We start from the raw sequence: 26,181 nt of genomic DNA on the forward strand, positions 1-26,181 counted from the left end.
GAGAGGGTCGTGACTACCGGCGCCCTCGACGTCAAGCAACCGCGGCCCGCGCGTCAGTCGTCTCGCTTCGTCGCGTGCGCGATCTTGTGCACCAGTTCGCGCACGTCGACCGGCTTGCACAGATAGCCGTCGAACCCGGCCTCCAGCGCACGGCGCTGGTCGGCGAGGCCGGCATGCGCGGTGACCGCGAGCACGCAAACGTCGGGCGGACCGCTGTCGCCGTTCATCGCCCCGTGCCGCAACGCATCGAGCAGCCAGAAGCCGTCGCCGTCCGGCATCGCGAGATCGGACAGCACGACGGTCGGCCGCAAGTCGGCGGCCACCGCGAGCGCCTCGCGGCCCGACGACGCGATCGCGACCGACGCGCCGAACGTGGTCAGCGCGGCCGTGAGGCTCGCCCGCGTCGTCGCATCGTCGTCGACGATCAGGATCCGCTGCGCATCGAGCACGAGCGGCTCGCGCTGCCCGCCCGCCTGCGCGAGCCCCCACGCCATCGCGCCGACCGGCTGCCAGCCGGCCGGCAGCGTCACCGTGAAGGTCGTGCCGCGATTGCGGCCCGCACTCACGACGGTCACGCGGCCGCCATGCAGCTCGGCGATATGCCGCACGATCGACAGGCCGAGACCGAGGCCGCGTCGCGACGACGCAGGCGAATCGTCCGCGCGGCGAAACATGTCGAAGACGTACGGCAGGAACTCCTGCGCGACACCCTGCCCCGTATCGGTCACGGTCAGGATCACCCGCGCGTTGTCGCGCGCGAGCCCGACCGTCACGTTGCCGCCGTCCGGCGTGAACTTCAGCGCGTTCGAGATGAGGTTCGACAACATCTGCCGCAATCGCTCGGCGTCACCCGACACGATGCACGACGAGGTCTCGCAATCGAATTCGAGCTCGATGCCGGCCAATGACGCGGCCGTCTGGAACGCGCCGACCGAATCGGAGAACAGCCGCACGATGTCGACCGGCGTCGCGTCGAGGCGCAGCTTGCCGGTCGCGAGCGACGACGCATCGAGAATGTCGCCGACCATCCGCGTGAGCGAACGCGCGCTGCGGTCGATGGCATCGATCGCCTGGTTCTGCAGCGCCTGGTCGCCGGAATTGCGCAGCACCTCGACCCAGCCATAGATCACGTTCAGCGGTGTGCGCAACTCGTGCGACACCGTCGCCAGCAGCTCGTCCTTCAGCCGGTTCGACGTATCGGCCTGGTCGCGTGCGTCGCGCGCGCCCCGCAGCGAGCGCTGCGCGCGGAGGTCGCGCCGGCGCTGCGCACCGGTTTCGCGCAGCGTCAGCGACAGCGCGACGCATTCGCGTGCCTCGCCGCGTACCGGGCACGCCGACACGGTCGCGCGAAAACGCCGGCCGTCGCGCCGCACGCACAGCAGTTCGAGCGGCCCGACCGGGTCGCGCATCGCTTCGAAGGATTCGGCCAGCGGATTGCGCCGCAACCAGCGCATGGCGATCAGCGAGTCGAACATGCGGCCGCGCGCGTCGGCCTCGTCGTAACCGAAGATTCGCTGCGCGGCCGGATTCCAGCTGGCAATGCGGCCGTTCGCGTCGATGCCGACGATTGCGTCCGGCGATGCGTCGACCACCGCGCGTTGCAAGCGCGACGCGTCGACGCGTGCGCGATCCGCGCCGGCATCGCGCAGCAGCAGCACCGCGCCGTCGAGATTGCCGTCCGGATCGCCGAGCGGCGCGGCGACCTCGACGATCGGCACCGGATCGCCGGTGCCGTCACGCTGCAGCCAGTGCCGGTCGGACACCGCGTCCGCGCCGTCGAGCGCGCGATCGAGCGGCGTCGTCTGCACGCGGCGGCCGTCACGATCGACGATCCGCAGCACGTCGCGCACCGGCCGCCCCGCCGCGTCGTCCGGCCGGCAGCCGGCGAGTTCGGCCGCCGCCGCGTTGATATAGGTCAGCCGCCCTTTCGTGTCGACCGCGATCACGCCGTGCGGCAGCGCACTCAGCACGGCTTCGAGCTGCCGGCGTAAAGCCGCCTCGTGTCGGCGCGCGCGATCGTTCGTGATCCGTGTCTGTCGCAACATCGACGCGATCGCGCAAACGAACGCACCGATCAGGATGAAGGTGCCGAGCTGCACGAGCCGCTCGGGCAGCGGCGCCGGATAGGCGGCCGGATCGGACAGGAACAGGGTCCACACGAGCAGCCCGCTGACGACGGTCGACACGATCCCGAACAGGAACGACGTCGCCCACGCGGCGCCTGCGAGCAGCGGGTAGTACATCACGAACGGCAGGTTCACGCCGCCGAAGCGGATCGCGAGCACCTGCAGCACGGTCGCGATCGCGACCAGCATCGCGGCCGTCGCGTAGTTTCCGGCCTGCCGCCGGGGAAGATCGATCATCGGACACGCTCCTGCGGGGCCGGCCGACGGCCGCGACCCCGGACACCGCCGACCGGCACGACGCGCGACGGCCGGCCGGAACCGGCCGCGCAGCCGCCCGCCACGGGATGATTCACGCGACGGCCGCGCCGGCGCGCGGGCTCGTCTCGCCGCATCCCGGCGATGCCGTCGCCGGTTGCGCACGCGTGATGCGGAAACGGGAGCATGAGTGTGATCGCGACGGCATCAGGAGTCCGGCTTCTCCGTTTCGTCTTCCAGTTGCGCGAGCCGGTTGTAGATCGTTTTCAGGCTGACGTCGAGCACTTCGGCCGCCTGCGCCTTCACGCCGCCGCACTGCGCGATCGTGCCGAGGATCAGCTTGCGGTCGACTTCCTCGAGCGGCGTGCCGAACGGCACCGTCACGCGATCCTCGTGCGAATCGACCATGCTGGACAGCTCCTCCATGATCGGCGGCGGCAGCGTGTCGATCACGTCGGCGTCGGTAAAGATGCTCGCGCGCTGCACGAAGTTGCGCAGTTCGCGTACATTGCCGGGCCATTCGTAGGTCTTCAGCGCCTCGCGCGCGGCCGGCGCAAAGCGCAGGTTGCGGCCGCTTTCCTCGTTGTAGTGCTGCAGGAACGCATCGGCGAGCATCGGGATGTCGTCGCCGCGCTCGCGCAGCGACGGCAGCGGAATCGGAAACACGTTGATCCGGTGAAACAGGTCGGGCCGCAGCTTGCCGTCGGCCATCGCGGCTTCCGGATCGCGGTTCGTCGCGGCGACGATGCGCACGTCGACGTCGATCTCGCGCGTCGAGCCGAGCCGCGTGAGGCGCCCCGTCTCGAGCACGCGCAGCAGCTTCACCTGCGATTCGAGCGGCATCTCGGTGATCTCGTCGAGAAACAGCGTGCCGCCGTCCGCGCGTTCGAAGAAACCCTTGTGCTGGCGCTCCGCGCCGGTAAAGCTGCCGCGGTCATGGCCGAACATCTCGCTCTCGACGAGGTTCGCGGCAATCGCACCGCAGTTCACCGCGAGGAACGGGCCGCGGCGGCGCAGGCTCAGGTCGTGCACGGTCTGCGCGGCAAGCTCCTTGCCGGTGCCCGATTCGCCGGTGAGCAACACCGACGCCTCGGTGCGCGCGACGCGCCCGATCGCATCGTAGACGGCCTGCATCGCGGGCGAGCTGCCGAGCATGCGGCCGAAACGGCCGAGGCGCTGCAGTTCCGAGCGCAGCTCCGCGATTTCCTCGTGCAGCGCGGTCGTGCGCGGCACGCGCGCGAAGATGCTGTTCAGCCGCTGCATGTTCAGCGGCTTCACCAGATAGTCGGTCGCGCCGCGCCGCAATGCGTCGATCGCGGTTTCGAGGCTCGCATGGCCGGTGGTCAGCACCATCTCGCAATGCGCGCGCTTGGGCAACGCATCGAACAGGTCCATCCCGTTGCCGTCGGGCAGCACGAGATCGCACAGCACGAGATCGGGGGTATGCGTCGACACGAGCGCGCGTGCTTCCTCCAGCGTCGCGGCGGTATCGCAGGCGAGTTGCTGCGTGCGCGCGAGCGTCGCCAGCATCGTGCGCGTATCGGCATCGTCTTCGACGATCAGGACGTAGGGCATCGAAGCTCCTCGTGATGCGAGCCGGTGCAAGTGTCGACCGGACATCGCGACAGATGTGCAGCGCATCGCACGCCGCCAGGCACGAGGCAATGCATTCCACGCTGCAGCGAATGAACTGGCAGGCCATGCTGCCATGACGAAGGAATCGCTTAGCAGTATAGAAGAGCGACGTCGCGCATCGGCCCTTCATCGAATAAATCTATCCGCCCGCGCGGCATGCATTGCGAGATTCAATGCGGCCGCGGCGACATAACACGTATGCTTTGCGCATGAATAACGGCGCATAACGTGTCGTTTTTTCATGTGCCTGGGTCATAGTCGGTCAAATCTTCCCCATTCGATATCACGTCATGTCGAAATCCGTCGATGACGGCAAGCGTCTGTCCGGACGCTCGCGTTCGATCCAGACCCTGTTGATGAAGGTGTCGCGCGTGGCCGCGACGCGCATCAGCGTATTGATCGTCGGAGAAAGCGGCGCGGGCAAGGACATCGTCGCGCGGCTGTTGCACGACTTGAGCCCGCGCCGGCGCGGGCCATTCGTCCCCGTGAACTGCGGCGCGATCCCGCCCGATATCGCGGAGTCGCAATTGTTCGGGCACGAGAAAGGCAGCTTCACCGGTGCGATCGCCCAGCATGTCGGCATGTTCGAAGCCGCTCGCGGCGGCACGCTATTTCTCGACGAAATCGCCGAGATGCCGGCCGAACTGCAGGTCAAGCTGCTGCGCACGCTCGAATCGAACACGATCGTCCGCGTCGGCGGTCACGAGCCGATTCCGCTCGACGTGCGCATCGTCGCGGCCACCCATCACGATCCCGTCGAGGCCGTGCGCAGCGGCCGGCTGCGCGAGGACCTGTTCTACCGGATCGCGCCGGTCGCGCTGCACGTGCCCGCGCTCAGGCAGCGCGAGGACGACGTCGACGACATCGCGCTGCAGATCGTCGAGCGGCTGAATGCGCGGCACCGCACGCGCAAGCGGCTGTCGATGCAGGCGATGAAGGCGCTGCGCGCGTATTCGTGGCCCGGCAACGTGCGCGAGCTGCGCAATGCGCTCGAGCGCGCCTTCATCCTCGCCGACGAGCAGATCGACCTGCAGTTGCCGCGCCGGCTGCTGCCGCGCGACGACGTGCGCCACAACGCGATGACGCTGCATTTCGGCACGACGCTCGCGCATACGCAGCAGCGTTTCATCGTCGCGTCGCTGCGGCATTTCAACGGCGACAAGCCGCGCACCGCGAAAGCGCTCGGCATCAGCCTGAAGACGCTGTACAACCGTCTCGCACTGCTGCCCGAGCATGAACGCAATGCGGTGAACGGCGGCGCCGCGACGAACGCCGCCGGGTCCGCGAATGCAACCGGCACAACCGTCGCGACCGACACGACCAGCCCGTCGAACGCGACGCCCCCGTAAACGCGGCCCGTCATGCTGCCACGTCGTCGCACGGTGCGCGACCCGGCCGCGCGTGAACCGATCGATACCGGAACACGCGCCCGCGTCGGGCCGCACGCGCTGTCGTCATGCACACGCAGCCCGCAGTCGCGCCGTTTCGTGCACGGCCGGTCAATGATGCGGCTTGCGCTCGCGGTCGCGTTCGGCGGTGCCGGGCTCGGGATCGCGCGCGGGCGGCAGCGTCGGCGTGACGGTTCGCTGGTCGGGATGCAGCACCATGCCCGTATCGTGTTCGCCGTCGCGGTGCACGCGCACGCGATTCTCGACGTCGCGCACGCCCATGCAGCCGTCGGCCAGATCCTCGATGTCGTGCTTCATCCAGCGTGACGGCACCGTGCCGTCCAGCACGACGCAGCCGTCCTGTACCTGAACGGTGACGTCGCTCACGTCGATGTCGAGCGCATGCGCGAGCCGCTCGCACACGTCCTCGCGGATGCGCTCGTCCGAACGCGTATAGCCTTTCGGCCCGCGACGATGGCGCAGCGCGTCGCGGTCGGCGTCGCTGCCATGCCGCGACCGGTCGGGCGCGTATCCGCCGTAGCGCGAGATGTCTTGCGGGTCGCCACGGTCGTGCTCGCCGCCGTACCGGCCCATCCGGTAATGACCGCGGAATTCCGGACGGTCGCCGCCGTACGGGCCTTCACTGCCCTCCGCACGGCGGCCCGGTTCGCGGTAGCCGCGTTCTGCCTCCCATCCGGGCTGGCGCGCACCGCCCTGCCGGCCCGGGTCGGACATGCCGCGCCGCTGGTCCGCCGGCCGCGCGGCGCGCTCGGTCCATTCGCTGCCCCAGTCTTCCGCGCCGACGCTCTCGCTCACCGAGCGACGGCGCGCCGATTCAGGGTCTTCGTCCGGCCATCGTGCCGGGTCGTCCGGGATGCCGCGCTCGCCGTGCCGTCCGGGATATCGTCGTTGCATCGTGTCTCTCCTTGTTCGCGCCTGCGCCGCGCACGGCCCCATGCCGGGTCGCGACACGACGCATGCCGGCCGGCTCGAACGCAAGCCGCGTGCCGATATCGCTGCCGTCGCACGACACATGCGCGCCGCGCCGTCGATCCGCTGCCGGGCGCGCGAATCTGCAATGCGATTGCAGTTTTTGCGTGCCGGGCGTCATGGCCCGCCGCCGGCGCCCGGATCGTCCGGATCGTCCGGCTCCCCGGATGCGTCGTCGCGATCCGGCCCGCTCAGCCGCTCGGTGCGATCCGGCTCGATATCGGCACCTTCTTCGAGCGTCGAATCGCCGTCCGCCGACGCGCGCTCGCCGGTGCCCGTGCGGTCCGTATCGCTGTCGAGCGAGGCATCGCCGCGTTCGAGCGCATGCGCGTCGAGCGGCGAATCGATGTCGAACGGATAACGCCGCGCGCCGGCCGTGTCGCTGCCGCTGTCGGACGAATCGCTCGGCCCCAGCGCGCGGCCGTCGCGGCCGCGACGGGCGTTCTCGTCGTCCGGGCCGGCCGGTTCGTTGTCGGGGTTCAGCGTGCTGTTCATGTCGACCTCCTTGCTGGCGTGCCGCTGCTTGCCGCTACGTGTGGCCGGGCGGCCGCGGCACGGCATGCGGACGGGAGGCACGGGCGATGCGCGCCCATTGATCAGCCGAATTGAGTTCCCTTATGCTTTCCGGGGTGCCAATCCGTTTGATGTGGCCACCGCCGGCGCGCCCGGCGGCGGCCGGGCAGCGTTTGCCTGCCCGTCTTCGACCTGCCACACGATGAAGAAAGACGACGACTCCCCTCGCTCCCATCCGCCGCCCGGTTTACCCGATGCGCGCGACCTGGTGCATCGCTTCGCCGAGTTCCGTTTTCAGACGGTCGTCGGCTCGATTACCGACTACGCGGTGTTCATGCTCGATCCGCACGGCAATGTCGCGACGTGGAACGCGGGTGCCGAGCGCATCAAGGGCTATCGCGCGGCCGAGATCGTCGGCCATCACTTCTCGTGCTTCTATCCGCCCGATGCGATCGCGGCCGGCCGGCCGTCGCACGGGCTCGACGAGGCGGCCGCGCGGGGCCACTTCGTGGATGAAGGCTGGCGCGTGCGCAAGGACGGCTCGCAGTTCTGGGCGAGCGTGACGATCGCCCCCGTGCACGATAACGTGAACCAGCTGTGCGGCTTCATCAAGATCACGCGGGACATGACCGAGCGCAAGCGGCTCGAGGAACTCGAAGCGTCCACGCACCGGCTCAGCGTGTTCATCGCGATGCTCGCGCACGAGCTGCGCAACCATCTCTCGCCGCTGCGCCATTCGGTCGGCGTGCTGCAGAGCCTGCCCGATCCGGCACCCGTGCTCGCGCAATGCCGCGACGCCGTGCATCGCCAGGTCGGGCAACTGACACGGCTCGTCGACGATCTGCTCGACGTCGGCCGCATCACGGCCGGCAAGGTCGAGTTGAACGATCGCCCCGTCGCCGTGCGCGACATCGTGTGCCGCGGCGTCGAAAGCATCCAGCCGAAGCTGGCCGCGCGCGGGCAGCACCTCCACGTCGACCTGCCGGCCGATCCCGTGCTGCTGCACGGCGACGATGCACGGCTCGTCCAGGTGCTGCACAACCTGCTCGACAACGCGTCGAAGTTCTCGCCGCACGGCGGGCGGATCGACGTGGGCGCACGGGTGGAAGGGCCGGTGGTCGCCATCCGCGTCACCGATCATGGCGTCGGCATCGCGCACGGCGCGCTCGAAACGATCTTCGACCTGTTCGAGCAGCGAGGCGCGTCGGGTGGCTCGCCGACCGGCGGCTTCGGGCTCGGGCTCGCGATCTGCCGGACGTTCGTCGAACTGCACGGCGGGCGGATTTCCGCGGAAAGCGACGGGCCCGGGCACGGCGCGACGTTCACGGTGCGGCTGCCGATCACACGGACGGGACGTGCGGAGCAGGCCGGCGCGCGCGAGCCGGCGGCGCACGCGCCATCGGACACCACGCCGCTGCGCATCGTGATCGTCGACGACAACCGCGACTCGGCCGACACGCTCGCCGTGCTGCTCAAGGTGAAGGGGCATGCGCCGCGCGTCGCATACAACGCAGGCGATGCGCTGACGCTCGCCCGCGACTACGCGCCGCAACTGATGATCCTCGACCTGACGATGCCCGACGTCGACGGCTTCACGCTGCTGCACGAACTGCGCGCGATCGACGCGCTGCGCGACACGACCTGCGTCGCGCTGTCCGGCCACGCGCGCGCGTCCGACCTCGCACGCACCGAACGCGAGGGCTTCGACGCGCACCTCGTGAAACCCGTCGAGATCAACGTGCTCGACGCACTGCTGCAGCGTGTCGCACGCGGGATTCGGCGTCCGTCGTAACGCCCGTGCTCGAACTGCCGCACGGCTCGCCGTGGCGCGGCATTGCATTCAATGCGGCAACCCGAACGCGGCTTTCAGGCTCGCGACGATCATCTGCATCGCGATCGCCGCGAGGATCATCCCCATCAGGCGCTGGGTCACCGCCGTCACGCGCGGCGACAGGTAATGCCCGATCAGCGGCGCGGACAGCAACGAAACGGCCAGCAGCACGAGAAACGCGGCGAGCCCGAGCGCGAAAGCGAGTTCCTGTCCGGTCGAGAACGCGCTGTGCCCGAGCACGATCATCGTCGCGATCGTGCCGGGGCCGACGAGCAGCGGGATCGTCAGCGGATAGATCGCGACGCTCTCGGCCGCCGCAGGGTCGGCGCCCTCGTCCTCGCCCGGCGAATGCTGGCGGCTCGGCGCGCCGTGCAGCATCGACAGCGCGATCAGCAGCACCAGCAGCCCGCCCGCGAGGCGGAAATCGTCGATCGTCAGGCCGAATACGTGCAGGATCGCGCCGCCCGCGACGGCCGACACGATGCAGCCGACCGTCACGCCGATCGCGGCCGTCAGCGCGACCTTGCGGCGCACGCCGTCCGCCGCGCCTTCCGTCAGCGACAGGAACACCGGGATGTTCGCGATCGGGTTCATGATCGCGAACAGCGCCGCGAACACCTTGATCGAAAAGGTCAGGTCGAAGGCCACAGGTTCGCTCCCGTCTCACTCGTCGGTTCGTAGACCGAATCGCACGCAAATTCCGTTTCGTTTCCGGTGCACGGCGCGCGCCATGCTGCTACGATCGACGCACCGCGTTCACGCACGGAGGGCCCCGACCGATGCAAGCCACCGACACCTTCATGGATCACGAGATTCGCGTCGAGGCGACGCGCAACGCGAACGGCGCATGGGTCGCGCAGGTGCGGATCTTCCGCGACGGCGCGCCGGTCGACCTGCCCGCGCCCGAACTCGTCACGCCCGAATGGCTCACGTGCGACGAAGCGCTGCGCGGCGGCATCGACCAGGGCCGCGTGATCATCAAGACACGCGACCGTTAACGTCGCGCGGTTCGTCGCCGCGTCGCCGGCGGGCATCGCGCCGTGCGTTTCACGCATCGAAATCGAGATCGCCGATCAGGATTTCGCGGTCGCGCTGGGTCCGTGAGCTGAAGTCGACCGGCAATTCCATCTGCCAGCGCTCGATCGTGACCGGCAGCGACGCGAGATAGCGGTCGAAGCGGCTGCGGTCGGGCTCGGCCAGCAACGCAGCGATCGCATCGTCGCGCCACGCGAGCCGCGCGTTCAACCGGTTCGGCAGCCCGACCGTCGACGTGAGCCCGATCACGTCCACACAGGTCGGGCTCCCCTGCCCGTCGTGCGGCACGACTTCCACGCGCACTTCACCAGGCTGATACAGGCCGAGCACGCGCGCCGCGATGCGCGGCGCAAACTCGGTTTCGAAACGTGCGCGGATTTCAGGACTCATCTTGCCTCCGGGTTCGAATCATGTCGTCACGCGGCCGTCGTGCGGCTGCAATCTGCCGCTCGAATGCCGCTTCTGCCTTCAGGCTGTCGAGATCGCGGCCGATCGTCGCGACCGCAAGCCGCGTGTCGCCGCGCCAGTACGCGATCGCGCAGTCGTGTGCGCCGAGGTCGCCGTCGATCTCGACGCGATCCCATTGCTCCGCATGCCCGACGTAGTTGATCGTCAGGTCGTAATGCTGGCTCCAGAAGAACGGCACCGCGTCGAACGGGCGCTGCTGGCCAAGCATGTTGTGCGCCGCGACGATGCCCTGCCGCTCGGCGACGACCCAGTGCTCGACGCGAATGCGCTCGCCCGTCAACGGATCGGGCCAGCGCGCGATGTCGCCGGCCGCGTAGATGCCGGGCACACTCGTCTGAAGGAAGCGGTCGACCGTCACGCCGCGTTCGACGGCCAGCCCCGCTTCCTGCGCGAGCGCGACGTTCGGGTGCACGCCGATGCCGACCAACACGACGTCGGCCGGCAGCACGTCGCCGGTCGACAGCGTCACGCTGTCCGGCGTGATCCGCGCCGGCGTCGCGCCGAGATGGAACACGACGCCGTGCGATTCGTGCAGGGCCTTGATCGTGTCGCCGAGCGCTTCGCCAAGCACGCGTGCCATCGGATGCGCATCGGGCGCGACGACCTGCACGTCGAGCCCGCGCGTGCGCAACGCGGCGGCCGCTTCGAGCCCGATGAAGCTCGCGCCGACTACCACGCAGCGGCGGGCCGTTTTCAGCTTGGCGATCAGCGCGTCGCAATCGGCGCGCGAGCGCAGCACGCACACGTGCGGCAGATCCGCGCCCGGCACGCTCAGCCGGTTCGGCTCGGCGCCCGTTGCCAGCAGCAGCGCGCCGTACCCGACACGGCTGCCGTCGGCCAGTTCGACCGCCTGCCGCGCGGGGTCGATCCGCGCGACACGCGTGCCGCACCGCACGTCGATCCGGTGGTCGGTATAGAACGACGGCGCACGCAGCGGCAGCCAGTCGGCGTCGGCCGTGCCGGCGAGATAGTCTTTCGACAGGTTCGGCCGGTCGTACGGCGGATCGGCATCGGCGGTAAGCATCGTGACGGGATGCGGATAACCCGCCTGCCGCAGCGTCACGGTGGCCGCGATCGCAGCGGCGCCGCCGCCGACGATCACCACCGACGCAGGCAGCCCGGCCGCATTCAGCGTGGGAGGCGCGGCAGCCGGCCGCGCATCAAGCACGACGGCACGGCCGTCGCGGCGTTCGACGCGCCAGCACGGGAGCCCGTCGAGCGCCGGTGCGCGCAGCAATGCGCCCGTGCGCAGGCAGAACGCCGCGTGATGCCATGGGCAGTGGATCGTGTCGCCCTCCAGCAGGCCGTCGGCCAATGGCGCGCCGTAGTGCGGGCACTGCGCGCCCACGGCAAACAGTTCGTCGGCGCGGCGCACGAGCAGCACCGCGGTATCGCCGACATGGCCCTCGATCATCGCGCCGTCGGCGAGATCGTCGAGCGCGATGCCCTGCGTGAGGTCGGGGCGTGACGACGAAGCGTCGCTTCCAGTCATGACGTGGCTCCCGGAAAGTCAGGTAACGATCCCATTATCGACATCCCATTTGAAAAGAACAGGTACAGACGCCTCCGCAGCGCACGCAAACACCGACTGTAGCTTGTACGCGAGCCATGACGGGCGTAGAACGTCATCAACGTTGCGGCGCAACACACCCGTTGCCTGCGAGGGCGCGTCGCGCGTCCTCGCAATCCGCGTGCCACATCCCCCCCTTCACCAGGAGTGCTACCCGATGGCCACCGTCCTGTGCGTGCTCTACCCCGATCCGGTCGACGGCTACCCGCCGCGCTACGTGCGCGACGCGATTCCGGTCATCACGCACTACGCGGACGGGCAAACCGCGCCGACGCCCGCCGGCCCGCCCGGCTTCCGGCCCGGCGAACTCGTCGGCTCGGTGTCCGGCGCGCTCGGGTTGCGCGGCTATCTGGAGGCGCACGGCCACACGCTGATCGTCACGAGCGACAAGGACGGCCCCGATTCGGAATTCGAGCGCCGGCTGCCGGAAGCAGACGTGGTGATCTCGCAGCCGTTCTGGCCCGCGTACCTGACGGCCGAACGGATTGCCCGCGCGCCGAAGCTGAAGCTCGCGCTGACGGCTGGCATCGGCTCCGATCACGTCGATCTCGACGCCGCCGCGCGCGCGCATGTCACCGTCGCCGAAGTCACCGGCTCGAACAGCATCAGCGTGGCCGAGCACGTGGTGATGACGACGCTCGCGCTGGTGCGCAACTACCTGCCGTCGCATGCGATCGCGCAACAAGGCGGCTGGAACATCGCGGATTGCGTGTCGCGCAGCTACGACGTCGAGGGCATGCATTTCGGCACGGTCGGCGCGGGGCGCATCGGGCTCGCCGTGCTGCGGCGGCTGAAGCCGTTCGGCCTGCAGCTGCACTACACGCAGCGCCACCGGCTCGACGCGTCGGTCGAGCAGGAACTCGCGCTCACGTATCACGCCGATGCCGCGTCGCTCGCGAGCGCCGTCGACATCGTCAACCTGCAGATCCCGCTTTACCCGTCGACGGAGCACCTGTTCGACGCGGCGATGATCGCGCGCATGAAGCGCGGCGCGTACCTGATCAACACCGCCCGCGCGAAGCTGGTCGACCGCGACGCGGTCGTGAATGCCGTCACGTCCGGGCATCTCGCGGGCTACGGCGGCGACGTGTGGTTTCCCCAGCCGGCGCCGGCCGATCACCCGTGGCGCGCGATGCCGTTCAACGGGATGACCCCGCACATCTCCGGCACGTCGCTGTCCGCGCAGGCACGCTATGCGGCCGGCACGCTGGAGATCCTGCAGTGCTGGTTCGACGGCAAGCCGATCCGCAACGAATACCTGATCGTCGACGGCGGCACGCTCGCGGGAACGGGCGCGCAGTCGTACCGGCTGACGTGACGCCACGCGCCGCGCCCGACGCGCGGCGGTAGGGTCAGTCGACGCAGTAGGCGGCGAGCTTGCCGACGGTCACGACCGCCTGCTCGATCTCCGGCGACCACGGGCTGCTGTAGTTGAGACGGATGAAATTCCGGTAGCTGTCCGCGATCGAGAACATGTAGCCGGGCCCGATCGTGATGCCCTGTTCCAGCGCGAGCTGGTACAGCCGCATCGCGTCGACCTGCACGGGCAACTCGACCCACAGCACGTAACCACCCGCCGGGCTCGAAATGCGTGTGCCTTCCGGGAAGAACCGCGACACCATCGTGCGCATCAGGTTCGCCTGCTGCGCATACGCCTTGCGAATCCGCCGCAGGTGATGCTCGTAGCCGTCGCGTTCGAGAAACTCCGCGATCGCGAGCTGCGGCAGCGACGGCGTCGCGAGCGTGTTCAGGAACTTCAGTTTCTCGACCTGCTCGCGATAGCGGCCCGGCAGCGCCCAGCCGATCCGGTACGCCGCCGTCAGGCTCTTCGAGAACGACGAGCAATGCAGCACGATGTCGTGGCGGTCGAACGACTTCAGCGTGCTCGGATGCATGTTGCCGAAGTACAGTTCGTTCTACACGCCATTCTCGATGACAGGCAGATCGGCCTTCGCGGCGAACTCGACCAGTTCGCGCTTGCGTTCGTCGGGCATCTGGAAGCCGAGCGGGTTCTGGAAGTTCGGCATCACCATGCACGCGGCGATCGGCTGCGACTTCGCGATCGCGGCCAGCGCCGCGATGTCGATCCCGTATTCCGGATGCGTCGCGACCTCGATCGCCTTCATCCCCATCCGCTCGATCGCGTGCAGCATCGCGTAGAACGTCGGCGATTCCACCGCGATCGTGTCGCCCGGCTTCGCCACCGCCTGCAGGCACAGGTTGATCGCCTCCGTCGCACCGACCGTCACGATGATCTCGTTCGGGTCCACCGACATCCCGTTTTCCAGGTAGCGCCGAGCGATCTGACGGATCAGCCGCGGATGCCCGGGCGGCAATCCGTCCGTCACGCCCCACAGCGACTTGTCGCGGCCGGCCGCGTACGCGTAGCGGTTCAGCTTCTCGAACGGAAACAGGCTCGGGTCCGGGTACGGCGAGCCGAGCGGCACTGCGTCGTCGGTGCCGATCGAGCGCAGCGTCGACAGCACCAGCCGGCTCACGTCGACCGACGACGAGATCGCGATCGGCTTCGACGGTCGCAGCTCGCGCACCGGCGCATGGCCATCGTCGCGCCGCAGGTTCACGAAATAGCCGGACTGCGGGCGGCTTTCGAGCAGCCCGCGGCTTTCCAGCAGCAGATACGCGTGCAGCACGGTCGTGATGCTGATCCGGTGCTGCTGGCTTGCCTGCCGCACCGACGGCACACGATCGCCGTGTCGATATACGCCTTGCCGGATGAGTCTCTCTACGTCGTTTGCAAATTTCTCGTAGAGCTTCATCCGCCTCGCCCCGCCAGCGATGAACCGGCCTGCGGTGCACGGGCGGCATGGCCGCGCCGGTGCACGAAGCCGGATAGCCGTGCCCGGGCGCGGGGGTCCCGGTTCGAACCTCGTCCGTTATCGAAATTGAAGGCGGATAGCAACGCGAATCTCATCTAGACAAGGTTCGGCATCCTACTGCGTCATTTCGACGAATGTAAGTGACAGTTTGGCGAGGAAACGCCAAATCCGGCCGGCGTGGTGAACAGATTCGAACGCGACGGCACGGCCCGGCGCGGGGCCATTCACCGGGCCCCCTGCAGGAGCATGGGCTCGCGTATTGCCGCCGGCCGGCGGGCGGCCATCACGCGAAGCCCGGTCATGCGCGGGCCTCGCGTGCGATCAAGCGTCGTCGACGTTGTCCGCGTAGTGGTCGATCGCGACCTTGCACTCGTCGAACACCACCGTCAGCCACGCGACGTCGTTCGACTCGACCCACTTGCGGATCTGCAGGAATTGCCCGGTGCCGAGATCGGCGACGCGGGCCGGATCGTCGGTCGTCACGTCGACGGTCGCGATCGCGCGCTTGCCGCTGCCGGGCAGCGGCGTCAACGTCGCCGCGATGTCGAAGCGCCGGTACGATTGATCGATGCGCATGCGGTTCTCCCGAAGCAGGTCGAAAGGAAGCGTCTCAATCGAGCGTCTGGCGGAACACCTTGCCGCCGAATCCCGTCACGACGTTGTCGACCGAGAACGGCGTGTCCTCCTTCGCTTCGAGGATGACCGCGACGCTGCCGGGCACGAGCCGCGCCGCAATCGTCTCGACGAACGTGCCGTCGAGCAGCGCATTGCCGGCCGCTTCCGCGAGAATGCCGGCCCCCGCGCCGGCCGCCATGCCGGTGACCACGCCGAGCGGCCCGGCGAGCAGCCCGAGCAACCCGCCTGCGATCGCGCCGATCACGCCGCCCTTGAACGGCCGCGATTCGGCATCGAGCACCGCGAGCTTGCCGGTGGCGTCCTTCTCGACGACGACGCCGTTCTCGATGTGGAATCCCTCATGCTTGTCCGACAGCGCCTCGAAATCGCTCGCGGCCCGACGGGCCGTGTCGACGCTGCCGAACACGGCGACGATCAGTTGCCTGGTCATTCGATACCTCGCTCGGTTGGTTGGTTAGTCAGTTTGGCCGGTTACAGCCGCCGCACCGCATGCGGCACGCCGCCCGCTCCTCACCTGCGCGCATGCACATCGTCCTCGACATCGTCGACATCCGCCGGAAAGCGATGCTGGCCGAAACTCAGGATCAGCACGCCCACCGCGAGCAGCACGATTCCGAACGTCGTCATCAGCATCCGCTCGGGGCTGTCGGTCGCCCCGCGCAGGATCAGGTCGCGCGCGAGTGACGTCATCGCAATGAACAGCGGAAACCGCACGGGCAGCCGGCCGAGCCGCAGGTAGCGCACGTCCATCGCGAGCACTTCCAGGTACAGGAACATCAGCAGCAGGTCGGTCAGCGACACTTCGCCCGCCAGCACGACCTTCCACGCTTCCTGCGCCATTGCGAACGCGGTCGCGAGCCCGATCACGATCAGCCCGGCCAGCTCGGCCGCGTGAAGGAAATGGCCGAAGCGGCGGCGAATGCGCTCGGCCGGCGAGCTGGGAATGGTGGTCGTATTCAAGGTGACAGTGGCGTTGAGGAAACTTGAACGGCGCCGGGTGGCGGGAACGCCGCGTCGCGCGCGGCAGCATGCACAGCCCCGCTATCGGGCACGTCGGGCGCGTCGGCCGCGTCGAGCGCATCCTGCACCGCCGGCGCGTGCGGGCCGGCCGCGCCGATCGCCTGCTCGACCGCGGACAGCGTCCGGCGGCAGCACACGTGGAACGCGACGCCCGCATCGGAGCAGGCCACGTCGTCGTGCTCGCGGCACAGCAGCAGGCGACAGCCGAGATACCGTTCGAGGCAGTCGATCCGTTCGCTCACCTGCGCTTCGTCGAGCCGCAGTTCGGACGCCGCGCCGGACAGGCCGCCACGCTCGACCACCGCGACATACACACGCATCGCTTCCAGCAGGTTCATGATGACGCTCCTCGTCGGCGGGCGCAGCGGAACCTAATCTACTGCACGCGCCGCGCACGCTCAAGAGCACAGCGCCGCGCACGCCAGGAGTACAGCTGCGCGCGCGCCGCCCGAAAACCGGCCCTGTTTGACGCATTCGCATGACAGTTCGGCGATACGGGTTCCAAAGCCCCGCCGAAGCTGCTAGATTGCTTGCTCGACGACGTTACGCGGTGCGGGCCGGTCACGCGCCGCGCGGCCGGCCGCCACCGCCGCGGCCCGTTGCGCGAGGCACGCGCGACGTCCTTCATCCGCATGACACCAAGAGAACAGTCGCATGACACAGTTCAACCGTTCGCCTTCGCGCGCCACGGCCCGCCCGTCCCGACATGACTGACCGGCAGCCCACGATGCAGACACCTCCCCCGCTCTCCCAGGCCGTTCACAGCCCGATCACGCGCAGCGCGATCTTCCTCGTGGCGACGATCAATCCCGGCGCCGATCACGCCGACACGATCCGTTCATGGTGCGGCGACATCGCCGCGCTCGTGCGCTCGGTCGGCAAGCGCGTGCCGGGCGGCAACCTCACCTGCGTATGCGGCTTCGGCGCCGACGCATGGGACGCGCTGTTCGGCGACCCACGCCCCGCCGCGCTGCATCCGTTCCGCGAGTTCGGCGCGGGGCAGCGCGTCGCGGTCGCGACGCCGGGCGACATCCTGCTGCACATCCGCGCGGAAGCGATGGACCTGTGCTTCGAACTCGCGACGCAGCTGCTCGGCGCGCTCGGCGATGCCGTCACGGTGGTCGACGAGGTGCACGGCTTCCGCAATTTCGACCAGCGCGCGATGATCGGCTTCGTCGACGGCACCGAGAACCCGGAAGGCCGCGAGGCGGTCGACTTCACGGTGATCGGCGACGAAGACGCGGAATTCGCGGGCGGCAGCTACGTGATCGTGCAGAAGTACCTGCACGACATGGCCGGCTGGAACGCGCTCGCGGTCGAGACGCAGGAGCGCATCATCGGCCGCACCAAATTGTCGGATATCGAACTCGCGCCGGACGTGAAGCCGTCGTGCTCGCACAGCTCGCTGACCACGCTCGACGAGAACGGCCAGGAAGTGAAGATCCTGCGCGACAACATGCCGTTCGGGCGCCCGGGCGCGGGCGAATTCGGCACCTATTTCATCGGCTACGCGCGCTCGCCGGCGCCGATCGAGCAGATGCTCGAGAACATGTTCGTCGGCCGGCCGCCCGGCAACTACGACCGCCTGCTCGACTACAGCCGCGCGGTCACCGGCTCGCTGTTCTTCGTGCCGTCCGCCGACCTGCTCGAAGCGCTCGCCGATCGCGCGGCGCCGGCCGCCGACGCCGCGCAGCCGGAAGCGTCGCCGTCCGCGCCGCATCGCGACGGTTCGCTGAAAATCGGCTCGCTGAAAGGCATCCCGTCGTAACGCCGGGTGCCGATGGCCGTCCGGCGCGCGACCGCGCGCCGGGCGGGTCCGGAGCCGCCGCGGCTCAGTCGGCCGGAGCGCGCGTGCAGCGCTGCGCAACAGCCCCCTCCACCGCGCCACCGCTTATGGGCAGTGACGCGCGCAGGCTTGCATTCCCGGCACGCCGCCCACGCGACTCAACCCACCAGAATATAGAGCCAGTTCTTCGGCAACGCCCCGCCCGGGCCGTTGCTGCATGCCAGCAGCCGTTCGCCGGATTGAGGGTGCGTGATGCCGGTACGGAACGTCTCGATGGCCTTGCGCTCCAGACGGTCGAACGCGTTCCCGACCAGGTTGTGCGCTTCGAGATAGATCGGGGCCATCAGTTTGAAGTCAGGCTTGGTGGCGCGATGTTTCGCCAGCCGGGTGTACAGGTCGCTGGTGATGCCGATATAGAACTTGCTGTACTCCGGCTTCGCGGCAAACGCGTTCAATACCTGCCGCAAATGCCCGATGACATCCTCGTGATTGATGACGCCCGTCTTCAGCATGTATTTGTCTTCGGGCGAAACGAGTTGCAATGCCATGAACGACCTCCACTTGTTGTGAAGCATCAATAGGCTGCGTCTATGATTCATCCGGGCCCGGCTCCGACGACCGCCCAACCCCTGCTGGCAGAAACCCGGCTGGATGAATGTTCGTAAGAATGCACGACTCGCGACAGGACGTCGACCGGAATTGATTCCGCACAGCGTTGAACGCGGCCCGGGTGATGGTGCCGCCGGCACGCCCCGGGTATCGCGGCAATCCAGTCGCGGCATTCCGCGTTCGCCCACACCCGCACCACACGAATTGCATCACAGTTGCGCGACCGCACGGTGTCGTTTCGATTTGTGCTGCAGCGGTGTCGATCGAGCCTGCTAATATTCATTTTCGTCCGCGATCGGCAGGCTGGCATCACGCACAGCCCGTCAGCCGATCGGCCCGCCATCAAGTGTTTCCGCTGACGTGAGGCAATCCAAATCCATGAATAACCTGCACCGCGAACTCGCCCCGATCTCGTCTTCCGCCTGGGAACAAATCGAGGAGGAAGTGGCACGCACGTTCAAACGATCGGTGGCCGGCCGCCGCGTCGTCGATGTCGACGGCCCCGAAGGCCCCGAGCTGTCGGCCGTCGGCACCGGGCACCTGGTCGCCGTCGACGCGCCCCGCGAGCACGTGAACGCGCGGCTGCGCGAAGTCCGCACGATCGTCGAGCTGACGGTGCCGTTCGAGTTGAGCCGCGATGCGATCGACAGCGTCGAGCGCGGCGCGCGCGATGCCGACTGGCAACCGGCGAAGGACGCCGCGCAGCGGCTCGCGTTCGCCGAAGACAACGCGATCTTCGACGGCTACCGGGCCGCCGGCATCGTCGGCATCCGCGAAGGCACGTCGAACCGCAAGCTCACGCTGCCGGCGGACGTCAGCGCGTATCCCGACGCGATCAGCGATGCGCTCGAGGCGCTCCGCCTGGCCGGCGTCGACGGCCCGTATTCGGTGGTGCTCGGCTCGGATGCGTACACGGCGCTCAGCGAGGCGCGCGACCAGGGTTATCCGGTCCTCGGCCATATCAAACGGATCGTCAGCGGCGAGATCATCTGGGCGCCGGCGATCAGCGGCGGCTGCGTGCTGTCCACGCGCGGCGGCGATTACGAGCTGCATCTCGGGGAAGACGTATCGATCGGCTACACGAGCCATACCGACAAGGTCGTCCGCCTGTACCTGCGCGAAACGTTCACGTTCCTGATGCTGACGAGCGAAGCATCGGTGGCCGTCGCACCGCAGGGCAACCCAACGGCCTGACCTCGGCTGTCCGCGCGATGCCCGCCGGGCGTCGCACGCGGCCGGCCGCACCGCCGGCTGCATGTTCGTCGCCGATCGAACCCACTTTGCATGGAGTGTGTGATGAGCGAGTCGAATGAGGCATTACAGGCGCTGCAGGCGTCGGTCGACCAGTTGAAGAAGGCGGTCGACGCAAACGCGAGCCGCCAGGCCGGCGACACCGCCGTGCTGTTCACCGTCCTGTCGCTGGTCCTGGCCGAGTTGCCGCCCGACACGCGCAACCTGATCGAGGATTCGTTCTCCGTCTGGGCCAATGGCCTGCCGGATGCGGCACTGTCAACGGACGTGAAGCAGATCGCCCGGCAACGGCTCGCGATGACCCTCCCGGACTGACCGCGGCACGCCGCGGTTGCGCCCTGTCCGGTCCGGACCGTGCAACCCGCCTGCTCCTTCGGCCGCCACGCACGCATCGTCCGCGGTGCGCGCACGGTTGCATCCGGCCGCTCGCCGCACGTCCCCCGTGCGGCGCTTCCGTCGCGCCCGACCACCCGCGGCGCCCTCCATCCACCTGCCACCGGCGCCCTGCGCGCCCATGTCGCACCGCCCCCCGTTCGCGTGGCGCCCGCTCCGCTTTCCGGTCACCGCACGTTACGCGTACCGCGCACGCCCGAGCCGCCGTGCATCCGCCCGTCTGTGCTCCTCTTCGCCCGTGCGCGCCCGCATCCGAGGGTGCAATTCGCAGCCGGGCCGGCGTGGAACTGTGTCTTGGATGGCCTCCGCCGATTCGCTATTTTGAACGCAGTCGAAGCGATGCCGTGGGCTCCTCCCGGCACGCACGCCTGCCGTCCTGACCGCGACCGCGCACGACGCCGGCGCGCACTGCGCGACAGCCCGGGCACGGCCCGCGCGCCGCCGTGCCGCCCTGCTTCATGTCGTGCGTTCGCGGTCGGGCCGCGCAAGCGCCGCACCGCATCGGGACTTCACCCTTCGACCCACTTTCACCGACAGGAGCCAGACCACCATGCCCGCACTTTGCGATATCTGCCACGCCCGGCCGGCCGTCGCGCGCGCAACCGTGATGCAGGACGGCGAGCGCAAGACCATCTCGATCTGCGACTACCACTTCCGTCAGCTGATGCGGCATCAAAGCATGCTGAACCCGTTCGATTCGCTGCTGGGCGGCGGCTCGTCGTCGCTGTTCGGCGGGCTCGGTGACGAATCGCCGCTCGCCGCCGAAGTCCCGCGCGAATCGGTCGACCCGACCGACGCGTTCAGCGAGCAGACGCTGGAACTGCTGCAGCGCGCGGCCGAGAAGGCGCACGAGCTGCGCCGCAGCGAACTCGATTCCGAACACCTGCTTTACGCGCTCGCGGACACCGACGTGTGCGCCGCGCTGCTGAAGGAACTGAAGCTGTCGCCGCAGGACATCCGGTCGTACATCGACGAGCACGCGCACACCGGCACGGCCGACCCCGATGCGCCGCTCGACAAGCTGTCGATCTCGCCGCGCGTGAAGAAGGCCGTGCAGTACGCGTTCCAGGCGTCGCGCGATCTCGGCCATTCGTACATCGGCCCCGAGCACCTGCTGATCGGGCTCGCGTCGGTGCCGGACAGCGTCGCCGGCACGCTGCTGAAGAAATACGGCGTGACGCCCGAGGCGTTGCGCCAGAAAGTCGTGAAGGTGGTCGGCAAGGGTGCCGAGGACGGCCGCGTCGATGCGCCGACCGGCACGCCGAACCTCGACAAGTTCGGCCGCGACCTCACCGCGATCGCGCGCCAGGGCAAGCTCGACCCGGTGCTCGGCCGCGCGCAGGAAATCGAGAGCACGATCGAGGTGCTCGCGCGCCGCAAGAAGAACAACCCGGTGCTGATCGGCGAGCCGGGTGTCGGCAAGACGGCGATCGTCGAAGGGCTCGCGCAGCGGATCGTCAACGGCGACGTGCCCGAGGTGCTGCGCGACAAGCGGCTCGTCGAAGTCAACATCAACTCGATGGTGGCAGGCGCCAAGTATCGCGGCGAGTTCGAGGAGCGCGCGAAGCAGCTGATCGACGAAGTCACGGCGAAGCAGGACGAACTGATCCTGTTCATCGACGAGCTGCATACGATCGTCGGCGCGGGCCAGGGCGGCGGCGAAGGCGGCCTCGACATCGCGAACGTGCTGAAGCCCGCGCTCGCGCGCGGCGAGCTGAGCCTGATCGGCGCGACGACGCTCAACGAATACCAGAAGTACATCGAGAAGGACGCCGCGCTCGAGCGGCGCTTCCAGCCGGTGTTCGTGCCGGAGCCGAGCGTCGAGCAGACGATCGTGATCCTGCGCGGGCTGCGCGACAGCCTCGAGGCGCATCACCAGGTGACGTTCGCCGACGACGCGTTCGTCGCGGCCGCGGAATTCGCCGACCGCTACATCACGTCGCGCTTCCTCCCCGACAAGGCGATCGACCTGATCGACCAGGCCGCCGCACGCGTGCGGATCGGCGCGACGTCGCGCCCGGTCGACATTCAGGAAGGCGAAGCGCAGATCGCGCAACTGAAGCGCGAGCAGGACTACGCGACCTCGCGCAAGCGCTTCGACGAAGCGAAGCAGTTCGAGGAGCAGATCAACGCGAAGCAGAAGGCCGTCGACGAGAAGATGGAGGCGTGGCAGCGCAAGACGGGCTCCGAGACGCTCGAGGTGACGGTCGAATCCGTGGCCGAGGTCGTGTCGCGCCTGACCGGCATCCCCGTGTCCGAACTCACGCAGGAAGAACGCCAGAAGCTGCTGAAGATGGAAGAGCAGCTGCGCGAGCGCGTGGTCGGCCAGAGCGACGCGGTGGTGGCCGTCAGCGATGCCGTGCGGCTGTCGCGCGCGGGGCTCGGCCAGACGCACCGGCCGATCGCGACGTTCCTGTTCCTCGGGCCGACGGGCGTCGGCAAGACCGAGCTCGCGAAGGCGCTCGCCGAGACCGTGTTCGGCGACGAGCAGGCGATCATCCGCATCGACATGTCCGAGTACATGGAGCGGCACGCGGTCGCGCGGCTGATCGGCGCGCCGCCCGGCTACGTCGGCTACGACGAAGGCGGCCAGCTCACCGAGCGCGTGCGGCGCCGCCCGTACAGCGTGATCCTGCTCGACGAGATCGAGAAGGCGCACCCGGATGTGTACAACGTGCTGCTGCAGGTGTTCGACGACGGCCGCCTGACCGACGGCAAGGGCCGCGTGGTCGACTTCAGCAACACGATCATCATCGCGACGAGCAACCTCGGCGCGGCGATCATCATGGACAACCTCACGCAGCCGGAAGCCGCGCGCAAGACCGACAAGGCGGTCCGCGAGGAACTGATGCAGGTGCTGAAGGGCCATTTCCGCCCCGAGTTCCTGAACCGCATCGACGAGGTGATCGTCTTCCACGCGCTGTCGAAGGAGAACATCCGCTCGATCGTGCAGATCCAGCTCGACCGCGTGATCCGCACGGCCGCCGCGCAGGACATCACGCTCGTGATGGGCGATTCGCTCGTCGAGCACCTGACGGAAGCCGGCTACCAGCCGGAGTTCGGCGCGCGCGAACTGAAGCGCCAGATCCGCCAGACCATCGAGACGCGGCTCGCCAAGGAGATCCTCGCCGACCGGCTGAAGTCGGGCGACAAGTGCGAGGTCGACTACGACAAGGACAGCGACGAAGTGAAGTTCAACAAGCTCGCCGCGCCTGAAGCGAAGGAAGCGAAGGACGCCGACGGCAAGGCCAAGCCCAACGGCCGGGCCGCCAGGGCGGCAGCAGACGCGAAACCGGACGACACGCCCGCCGACGCCCCGCCGCCCGCGGCGAAACCCGGCAAGAAGTCGTCCGGCGCGAAGAAGGACGCACACTAAAACAACGCATGCCCTGCAATCCGGGGCACGCATGACCGGCTCCGTCCGCCGGACGGAGCCGCCCCACGCCGCGACACGGCGCAACCGAGCCACCCGCACCGGGCCCGGCTATTGGAGATTCACCATGACAAATCGACGCGAAGTGCCAGGCATCAGGAAGTACGACGGGCCCGCCGGCGGTTGGGGCGCGCTTCGCGCGACAGCCGACGCGGTGCGCACCCAGATGGAAACCATCGAGGCGCCGATCGTGCTGATGCGGACCAACCAGCCCGACGGCTTCGACTGCCCCGGCTGTGCATGGCCCGACAAGGAACACAAGTCGACGTTCCAGTTCTGCGAGAACGGCGCGAAGGCCGTCACGTGGGAAGCGACGACCAAGCGCGTGACGCCCGAGTTCTTCGCGGCGAACACCGTGTCGTCGCTGCTGCGCATGTCGGACTACGAACTGGAGAACATGGGCCGGCTCACGCATCCGCTCGTCTACGATCGCGCGACCGACACGTTCCGCGAGATCGCGTGGGACGATGCGTTCGCCCGCATCGGCGAAGTGCTGCGCGCGCTGCCGCCGGAGCAGGTCGAGTTCTACACGTCGGGCCGCGCATCGAACGAAGCCGCGTACCTGTACCAGCTGTTCGCGCGCGAGCTCGGCACCAACAACTTCCCCGACTGCTCGAACATGTGCCACGAGCCGACCAGCGTCGGCCTGCCGCAGTCGATCGGCATCGGCAAGGGCACCGTGTCGCTGGAGGATTTCGACCACTGCGAGCTGATCATCTCGATCGGCCACAACCCCGGCACGAACCACCCGCGGATGATGGGCACGCTGCACGAGTGCTCGCGGCGCAACGTGCCGATCATCGTGTTCAACCCGCTGCGCGAGCGCGCGCTCGAACGCTTCGCGGACCCGCAGGACATGATCGAGATGGCGTCGTTCGGCTCGACGCGGATCGCGTCGACGTACTACCAGGTCGACGCGGGCGGCGACGCGGCCGCGCTGAAGGGCATCATGAAGGCGCTGCTGAAGCTCGAAGCCGAGCAAGGCAACGTGCTCGACCGCGATTTCATCGCGCAGCACACCAACGGCTTCGACGCGTTCTCGGCCGACCTCGAAGCCACGTCGTGGGACGACATCGAACGCGCGAGCGGCCTCAGCCAGGCGCAGCTCGAACAGGTCGCGATCGCGTACGCGAAGTCGAACGCGACGATCGTCACGTACGGGATGGGCGTCACGCAGCACAACAAGGGCACCGCAACCGTGCGCCTGATCGCCGACCTGCTGCTGATGCGCGGCAACATCGGCAAGCCCGGCGCCGGCGTGTGCCCGCTGCGCGGCCATTCGAACGTGCAGGGCAACCGCACGGTCGGCATCACCGAGAAGCCGTCGGCCGAGTTCCTGAAGAAGATCGAGGACGTGTGCGGCTTCACGCCGCCCGCGCATCACGGGCACGACGCGGTGCAGGCGATGCAGGCCATGATCGACGGCACCGCGAAGGCGCTGCTGTGCCTCGGCGGCAACTTCGCGGTCGCGCTGCCCGATCCGGAACAGTCGTTCCCGGCGATGGCGAAGCTCGACCTGAGCGTGCATCTCGGCACGAAGCTGAACCGCTCGCACCTGCTGGTCGCGAAGGAAACCTTCATCCTGCCGGTGCTCGGCCGCACCGAACTCGACATGCAGGCCACCGGCCGCCAGTCGATCACCGTCGAGGATTCGATGTCGATGGTCCACGCGTCGGCCGGCAAGCTCAAGCCGGCGTCCGACCAGCTGCGCTCGGAGCCCGCGATCGTCGCGGGGATCGCGCATGCGACGCTGCCGAACAGCAAGGTCGCATGGCTCGACCTGATCGCCGACTACGACCGCATCCGCGACCTGATCGACCGCACGGTGGACGGCTTCGAGGCGTTCAACGAGCGCATCCGCACGCCGGGCGGCTTCCGGCTGCCGCTGCCGCCCACCGAGCGCGTGTGGCCGACGCCGACCGGCAAGGCGATGTTCTCGGTCTACAAGGGCGTGAAGGAGGATGCCGACGTGCTCGGCGGCGAGCAGGTGCTGCGGCTCATCACGCTGCGCAGCCACGACCAGTACAACACGACGATCTACGGGCTCGACGATCGTTATCGCGGCGTGTTCGGGCGTCGCGACGTGCTGTTCATGAACCCGGCCGACCTCGCGAAGTACGGGCTCGAACACGGCGACCTGGTCGACATCGAGACGATCACCGCATCGGGCCGCACGCTGCGTCTCGAGAAGATCACCGCGATCGAGTACGACATCGCGCCGGGTTCGGTCGGCGCGTACTACCCGGAAGCGAACGTGCTCGTGCCGCTCGACTACATCGACAAGGAAAGCGGCACGCCGTCGTACAAGTCGGTGCCGGTGCGCGTCGCGCGCTCGGCGGTCGTCTGATGCGAGGGCAGGCTTGCGGTGCGTCACCCGCCGCGTGCCTGCCTTCGTCATGTCGAAA

21 protein-coding genes and 1 pseudogene are annotated in these 26,181 nt (G+C 68.5%); 9 read left to right on the forward strand and 13 right to left on the reverse strand.

Features of this window, described 5'->3' with window-relative positions; genetic code table 11:
* Positions 1-53 precede the first annotated feature (53 nt).
* Positions 54-2,363, reverse strand: coding sequence for a hybrid sensor histidine kinase/response regulator (locus tag APZ15_RS36620; RefSeq protein ID WP_027792510.1), 2,310 nt, complete (start codon positions 2,361-2,363; stop codon positions 54-56).
* A 225-nt stretch (positions 2,364-2,588) separates the two neighbouring features.
* Positions 2,589-3,956: a sigma-54-dependent transcriptional regulator gene (locus tag APZ15_RS36625; protein ID WP_027792509.1), complete on the reverse strand. Its 1,368-nt coding sequence runs from the start codon at positions 3,954-3,956 to the stop codon at positions 2,589-2,591.
* A 350-nt stretch (positions 3,957-4,306) separates the two neighbouring features.
* Between APZ15_RS36625 and APZ15_RS36630 the strand changes: the two genes are divergently transcribed.
* The gene (locus APZ15_RS36630) at positions 4,307-5,365 is read left to right on the forward strand and encodes a sigma-54 interaction domain-containing protein (protein WP_027792508.1); all 1,059 of its coding nucleotides are present in this window, start codon (positions 4,307-4,309) and stop codon (positions 5,363-5,365) included.
* A gap of 150 nt (positions 5,366-5,515) precedes the next feature.
* Here the strand turns inward: APZ15_RS36630 and APZ15_RS36635 are convergent, their stop codons facing one another.
* Both APZ15_RS36635 and APZ15_RS41965 read right to left on the reverse strand, forming a co-directional pair.
* Positions 5,516-6,319, reverse strand: a complete 804-nt coding sequence (locus tag APZ15_RS36635; RefSeq protein WP_027792507.1) for a BON domain-containing protein — start codon at positions 6,317-6,319, stop codon at positions 5,516-5,518.
* Between the two features lie 192 nt (positions 6,320-6,511).
* Positions 6,512-6,889: a hypothetical protein gene (locus APZ15_RS41965; RefSeq protein WP_027792506.1), complete on the reverse strand. Its 378-nt coding sequence runs from the start codon at positions 6,887-6,889 to the stop codon at positions 6,512-6,514.
* 220 nt (positions 6,890-7,109) lie between these two features.
* Between APZ15_RS41965 and APZ15_RS36645 the strand changes: the two genes are divergently transcribed.
* Positions 7,110-8,699, forward strand: a complete 1,590-nt coding sequence (locus APZ15_RS36645) for a PAS domain-containing hybrid sensor histidine kinase/response regulator (protein WP_027792505.1) — start codon at positions 7,110-7,112, stop codon at positions 8,697-8,699.
* Positions 8,700-8,747: 48 nt separating this feature from the next.
* On the opposite strand, the gene APZ15_RS36650 is transcribed toward APZ15_RS36645, so the two are convergent.
* A complete protein-coding gene (locus APZ15_RS36650; protein ID WP_027792504.1) occupies positions 8,748-9,386 on the reverse strand; it encodes a MarC family protein in 639 nt (212 codons plus the stop codon).
* 131 nt (positions 9,387-9,517) lie between these two features.
* Here APZ15_RS36650 and APZ15_RS36655 point away from each other — a divergent pair, with 131 nt between their 5' ends.
* Complete coding sequence (locus tag APZ15_RS36655) at positions 9,518-9,736, forward strand: DUF6566 family protein (protein ID WP_027792503.1); 219 nt, start codon at positions 9,518-9,520, stop codon at positions 9,734-9,736.
* Positions 9,737-9,785: 49 nt separating this feature from the next.
* Here APZ15_RS36655 and APZ15_RS36660 read toward each other — a convergent pair whose 3' ends face one another.
* Both APZ15_RS36660 and APZ15_RS36665 read right to left on the reverse strand, forming a co-directional pair.
* Positions 9,786-10,163 carry a DUF5594 family protein gene (locus APZ15_RS36660; RefSeq protein WP_027792502.1) on the reverse strand — a complete coding sequence of 126 codons (378 nt, stop codon included), beginning with the start codon at positions 10,161-10,163 and terminating at the stop codon, positions 9,786-9,788.
* Positions 10,153-11,733, reverse strand: a complete 1,581-nt coding sequence (locus tag APZ15_RS36665; RefSeq protein ID WP_049096615.1) for an FAD-dependent oxidoreductase — start codon at positions 11,731-11,733, stop codon at positions 10,153-10,155. Before APZ15_RS36665 ends, APZ15_RS36660 begins: the two co-directional genes overlap by 11 nt.
* A gap of 235 nt (positions 11,734-11,968) precedes the next feature.
* Between APZ15_RS36665 and APZ15_RS36670 the strand changes: the two genes are divergently transcribed.
* Complete coding sequence (locus APZ15_RS36670; protein ID WP_027792501.1) at positions 11,969-13,129, forward strand: NAD-dependent formate dehydrogenase; 1,161 nt, start codon at positions 11,969-11,971, stop codon at positions 13,127-13,129.
* 34 nt (positions 13,130-13,163) lie between these two features.
* Here APZ15_RS36670 and APZ15_RS36675 read toward each other — a convergent pair.
* From APZ15_RS36675 to APZ15_RS36695, 5 genes and pseudogenes are all read right to left on the reverse strand, one after another.
* A pseudogene (locus APZ15_RS36675) lies at positions 13,164-14,588 on the reverse strand (aminotransferase-like domain-containing protein).
* A gap of 381 nt (positions 14,589-14,969) precedes the next feature.
* The gene (locus APZ15_RS36680) at positions 14,970-15,224 is read right to left on the reverse strand and encodes a hypothetical protein (RefSeq protein ID WP_027792500.1); all 255 of its coding nucleotides are present in this window, start codon (positions 15,222-15,224) and stop codon (positions 14,970-14,972) included.
* Positions 15,225-15,258: 34 nt separating this feature from the next.
* On the reverse strand, positions 15,259-15,714 hold the full coding sequence (locus APZ15_RS36685; RefSeq protein ID WP_027792499.1) for a DUF1269 domain-containing protein: 456 nt from the start codon (positions 15,712-15,714) through the stop codon (positions 15,259-15,261).
* A gap of 80 nt (positions 15,715-15,794) precedes the next feature.
* Positions 15,795-16,244, reverse strand: coding sequence for a phosphate-starvation-inducible protein PsiE (locus APZ15_RS36690; protein ID WP_027792498.1), 450 nt, complete (start codon positions 16,242-16,244; stop codon positions 15,795-15,797).
* Positions 16,241-16,642, reverse strand: a complete 402-nt coding sequence (locus tag APZ15_RS36695) for a LysR family transcriptional regulator (RefSeq protein WP_034196217.1) — start codon at positions 16,640-16,642, stop codon at positions 16,241-16,243. The genes APZ15_RS36690 and APZ15_RS36695 overlap by 4 nt, the downstream gene beginning before the upstream one ends.
* 368 nt (positions 16,643-17,010) lie before the next feature.
* Between APZ15_RS36695 and APZ15_RS36700 the strand changes: the two genes are divergently transcribed.
* Positions 17,011-18,072 carry a Dyp-type peroxidase gene (locus APZ15_RS36700; protein ID WP_027792497.1) on the forward strand — a complete coding sequence of 354 codons (1,062 nt, stop codon included), beginning with the start codon at positions 17,011-17,013 and terminating at the stop codon, positions 18,070-18,072.
* A 176-nt stretch (positions 18,073-18,248) separates the two neighbouring features.
* Here APZ15_RS36700 and APZ15_RS36705 read toward each other — a convergent pair whose 3' ends face one another.
* On the reverse strand, positions 18,249-18,638 hold the full coding sequence (locus APZ15_RS36705) for a GIY-YIG nuclease family protein (protein WP_021157953.1): 390 nt from the start codon (positions 18,636-18,638) through the stop codon (positions 18,249-18,251).
* Between the two features lie 439 nt (positions 18,639-19,077).
* On the opposite strand from APZ15_RS36705, the gene APZ15_RS36710 reads away from it, so the two are divergent.
* The 4 genes from APZ15_RS36710 (at position 19,078) to APZ15_RS36725 (ending at position 26,123) form a co-directional block, all read left to right on the forward strand.
* Positions 19,078-19,893 carry a family 1 encapsulin nanocompartment shell protein gene (locus tag APZ15_RS36710; protein WP_021157952.1) on the forward strand — a complete coding sequence of 272 codons (816 nt, stop codon included), beginning with the start codon at positions 19,078-19,080 and terminating at the stop codon, positions 19,891-19,893.
* A gap of 102 nt (positions 19,894-19,995) precedes the next feature.
* Complete coding sequence (locus APZ15_RS36715) at positions 19,996-20,265, forward strand: hypothetical protein (protein ID WP_027792496.1); 270 nt, start codon at positions 19,996-19,998, stop codon at positions 20,263-20,265.
* A 628-nt stretch (positions 20,266-20,893) separates the two neighbouring features.
* A complete protein-coding gene (locus APZ15_RS36720) occupies positions 20,894-23,719 on the forward strand; it encodes an ATP-dependent Clp protease ATP-binding subunit (RefSeq protein WP_027792495.1) in 2,826 nt (941 codons plus the stop codon).
* 124 nt (positions 23,720-23,843) lie between these two features.
* The gene (locus APZ15_RS36725; protein WP_027792494.1) at positions 23,844-26,123 is read left to right on the forward strand and encodes an FdhF/YdeP family oxidoreductase; all 2,280 of its coding nucleotides are present in this window, start codon (positions 23,844-23,846) and stop codon (positions 26,121-26,123) included.
* Positions 26,124-26,181 lie beyond the last annotated feature (58 nt).

Origin of the sequence: Burkholderia cepacia ATCC 25416 (genome assembly GCF_001411495.1) — a bacterium.
GTDB classification, from domain to species: Bacteria; Pseudomonadota; Gammaproteobacteria; order Burkholderiales; family Burkholderiaceae; genus Burkholderia; species Burkholderia cepacia.